This window comes from Thiorhodococcus mannitoliphagus, assembly GCF_010915725.1.
Taxonomy (GTDB): domain Bacteria; phylum Pseudomonadota; class Gammaproteobacteria; order Chromatiales; family Chromatiaceae; genus Thiorhodococcus; species Thiorhodococcus mannitoliphagus.
This window is the reverse complement of the sequence record NZ_JAAIJR010000233.1, coordinates 1-4,169: the sequence shown is the minus strand read 5'-3', so window position 1 is coordinate 4,169 and position 4,169 is coordinate 1. Positions and strand designations below refer to the sequence as shown.

Below are 4,169 nucleotides of genomic sequence, written 5' to 3'. Positions count from 1 at the left end.
CGACGGCCTTGGATGGTCGGACGCTTCATCGAAATTTGACTCATCTGCGAGCATTTTGCGCCCTCAAGGATCCTAGGGGCCTCTACGATGATTTCCAGACAGCCTCTTAGCGCTCGCGGGCGGCGTAACGCTACGAAGCAGAAACACGGCGGCACTGCCTCCGCTACCACGGGGTGCTCGCGCCCAACTTGCCGCTTAGGGACGCGAGGAGCTGCCGAGACCCGAGAAGCTGTCTGGAAAAACAAGGGGCGAATTCATTAGCCTGCCTGCGAGACCTTGGCCGCTGGAAGCAGACGACCAGGCGCCGACGATTAGACGAAAGCGGCGGTGCCGTTGCCGGCCCGCCGCTTGACGTTTAGGTTCGGATGGGAGGGGTTTGGACGGGAGGCTTCGGTTATCCGGCCTGGTCGACGACCTTCGGCGTCTCATTAGACGGCATGGCGACCTTGGCATCCTCCACCGGTTCGTCGACAACCGTTACGGTCGCCACCAGGCTGTCCTGAAGTTTCTTGAGTTCGAGGTTAGCTGCATGCAGCTTGCCATTGTTGATGAGCTTGAGCGCCGCGTCGACGTGCTGGCTGGTCTCGGCTAGCGGCATGTCGATCTGACGGGCCACCAGCATCAGGTCGGCGAGCTTCAGGGCTTTTGCGGCGGCGGCTTGATCACCGTTGCGCATGTGCTCCTTCGCGTCCTCAATGGCCGCGTGCCTCGCCTTCGTCAGTTCGCTGCCAGTCTTCGCGGTAGTCTGCGCTGGCTCGGCCGGCATCGTCTGATCGGCCGCAGCGGTAGACTGGTCGGACGTTAGGCTATTGTCGCGAGTCGCGACGGCGTCCCCCTCCGGTCTTGCGAAGCCTTCAATGACCCGCAGTTCGGAGGCGATCGGGATCATGTCCAGCACCGCGCGTTCTTGCTCACGATGGCTCTTCTTGTTTGCTTCCTTGACCGTCGTCGTCAAGGTGACTGGGCGATCTTCTGTCTTGATCTTGTCAAGCAGCGTGCGGGTTTGAGTAAGCAGTTTCTTGGCATTCGTGATATCGCCGTCATTGATCGCAACCCGCGCCAGTTGGGCATGTTCGACCGCCGCCAAGCCCTGCTCCGAGATGGCGATTTTCTGCTGTGGGCTCGGTCCACCCGACACCGCCTCGATGATGTGGGTCCCTGCGGTCGCCGCATGGGTGTCGACCTGCGTGTGGTGCCGACTAATGGAGACAAAGGCGAGGGCGACGACCGCTACGGCGGTGGCTTGATACATCTTGTTCATGGCATGGCTCCCCAACGTGAAATGATGATGAGCGAACACGGCATTGTTGCTGCCGTCAGGGAGAGTATTGAACACTGCACCTTAACGGATGCTGGCGACTGGATTACATCGGCTTAATCCTCTGCGCAGGCCTCTTGACCAGGAATGCCTTGCTCATCGTTCCGGCCTGTCTTCTGTAAGGACAAAGGTGCCCCGAGCGGAGTCGAGGGGGTGCAGCGCGATCCACCAACAAGAGCGCGGGATGCGGCGGACTTCGCTCTCGCTCGTCCACCCTCTAGCGGTCCAAGTGACGACCAAGGCTCAACTCGGTCTGGGGTAAGATGATCGCGCGCCCGTCGCGGCGGGGCGCCGCTCCCACCGGCCCCGCGTTTGGTCCCGAGGATGCCCGAGGCCGAGCATCCCCCGACTCCCGCTCCAAGCGCGCCGCGTCTGCCTGCAGCGGGCGTTGTGCGCCGTCGGTCCGTCATGTTTCCAGGCATTGACCTCACATCCCGCCTCCACTACCGTCTTGCCGTAGCCCCGGTCTGGACCCTCAAGGCGACTTGGAGTTTCTATGCCTTCTACGCAGAAGAGCAAGGAGAAGTCGACTTGGCAATTCATTACGGGGTATTCAGCATATTTTCACTAGAAGTTAGCATATGGCCGTTGCATGTCAGCGGCAAACGGAAGGAGATAACAGAATGATTGGAACGATCCCAAAACTTCATGGATCATTAAAGAGCGCCTTTGCCGTGATGTTTCTAGTATTGCCACTCCTCGTGTTGTTCTATGGCCATGCACTCGCAAATTCGACGCCGGACGCCAAACTGAACGGGGCAGATCAGCTGAGTAGGCTTTCCTCCAGCGATACCCTCACGGCAACCATACAACTGAATGCCGGCGATCAGATCGGCAAGCCGGCCGATTGGTGGGTTTTGGCTGAAACGCCCATGGGCTGGTATTCTTACGATTACCCCGGTGCTTGGAATTTCAGCGAGGGCAGCTTGTCGGATTTCAGCCCCGCTTATCAGGGCACACTCTTCGATCTGACAGAACCCTTGGAGGTATTGCGCATCACGGGTCTTCCGCCTGGTGAATACGTTTTCTATTTCGGCGTGGATACCACGGTAAATGGCCAGCTGGATATGGGGACTGTTTCCTATGACTGGGCGGCCGTTAGGGTAGTGGAAGCCGGATCTTATCCAGTGGTCGATACCGATCAAAAAACCTGCTATGACAATCTCGGGAGCATACCCTGCCCGGGTCCCGGCGAGCCCTTTTACGGACAGGATGCGACTTACCCCAATGTCGAAACGAGTTATACCGATAATGGAGACGGGACAATTACTGATAATATAACAGGGCTGATGTGGGTTAAAGCGCGTGGTTCAAAGGTAACATGGGACGACGCTGTAGCAGGTGCATCTGTCGACAGAACAGGAGGATATGAAGATTGGCGCATGCCAAGCATTAAAGAATTGTATTCGCTATTCCTCCATAGTGGCGTTAATGGGGCTGACTATATGTCGACGACAGGTTTCGTTCCATTTATTGATACTGACTATTTTGATTTCAAATATGGCAGCGGTGTTGGAGGTGAAAGAGTTATCGATTGTCAGGATTGGTCGGGAACAGAATACGTGAGCACAACGCAACACGATCAGCCCACTGTGTTTGGAATTAACTTTGCAGACGGACGCTCCAAAGGCTATAAGAAATTCCTGCCACCCACTTGGACAGAAAAGAACGTGCTTTATGTCCGATATGTTCGTGGTAATAGCGAATACGGAAAGAACAATTTTCAAAATAACAATGATGGTACAATCTCTGACCTGGCAACCGGGTTGATGTGGTCTGAATATGATAGCAGCGAAGGGCTGAACTGGGAGCAAGCGCTGGCTTGGGTACAAGCGAAAAATGCGGAGAATTATCTTGGCTATAGTGACTGGCGTCTGCCTAACATCAAGGAATTGCACAGCATCGTGGATTATACCCGCTCGCCGGAAAAGACTTCTTCGGCAGCAATAAACACAGATTATTTCAAATGCAGCACAATAACCAATGAAGCCGGTCAGGAAGACTACCCTTATTTCTGGTCTGGAACCGTTTTAGTCGACGGGCCAAGCAGAGAAGGAGCCTATATTCCCTTTGGTAGAGCAATGGCCTATTTGGACAATGTTTGGCAAGATGTTCACGGTGCCGGATCGCAAAAATCAGATGTTATGATAGGTGACCCAGCCAACTTCCCTGAAGGACGGGGACCTCAAGGTGATGCTGTCCGCATCTATAATTATGTAAGGTTGGTGAGAGATATTTAACGGGCTACGTCATGTAGGCGGAAGTTATGCTATTTAAATGGAGATTAAATGGAGCCTAAATGGAGATTAAATGGAGATTAAATGGAGATTAAATGCATCGTTTATTTCCAGATTCTCAGGAGCCACTTCAATAATAAGGTCGGTATCCTGGGTAGCTTCCCAAAAGCTGCCTGAAAGCGCTACCTGACCTGCGGAATCCTTCCATGTGCCATGGTGGCAGACTGGAGTGCGATCTGAGCGCCAAGTGTCCCCATAGGCCTCGATCAACTTTTGGTCCAAGGCCGACTGGCCGGAACCATGGTCGACGCCGGAATTTCCGCTGTCTCAGAGGCTGTCTGACAAACCTCGCAGGGGCGGCTTCAGTCGCCCTTGGCACTGGCGGGAGGGCGATTGAATTCGCCCCTTGTCCAACTCGGGAGACTGCAGTATTCAGACAGCCTCTCAGTCACGGCCTCGTCCAACTTGAGGCCCCTGCAGAGAGGCAGAGCGACCTGGGAGCGGGGGCCCCCCCCCCCACGCCCCCCCCCCCCGCGGGGGGGCCCCCCCCCCGGCCCCCCCGGGTGGGGGGGGGGGGGGGGGAAGGAGGAGGGGGTCGGGGGGTGAGGGTATAA

2 protein-coding genes are annotated in these 4,169 nt (G+C 56.0%); one reads left to right on the top strand and one right to left on the bottom strand.

Translation table 11 applies throughout. The annotated features are described in order from the left end of the window. Window positions 1–394: 394 nt before the first annotated feature. Window positions 395–1,336 carry a YfdX family protein gene (locus G3480_RS25255; RefSeq protein WP_164656977.1) on the bottom strand — a complete coding sequence of 314 codons (942 nt, stop codon included), beginning with the start codon at window positions 1,334–1,336 and terminating at the stop codon, window positions 395–397. Between the two features lie 605 nt (window positions 1,337–1,941). On the opposite strand from G3480_RS25255, the gene G3480_RS25250 reads away from it, so the two are divergent. After that, window positions 1,942–3,558 carry an Lcl C-terminal domain-containing protein gene (locus G3480_RS25250; RefSeq protein WP_206171891.1) on the top strand — a complete coding sequence of 539 codons (1,617 nt, stop codon included), beginning with the start codon at window positions 1,942–1,944 and terminating at the stop codon, window positions 3,556–3,558. Window positions 3,559–4,169 lie beyond the last annotated feature (611 nt).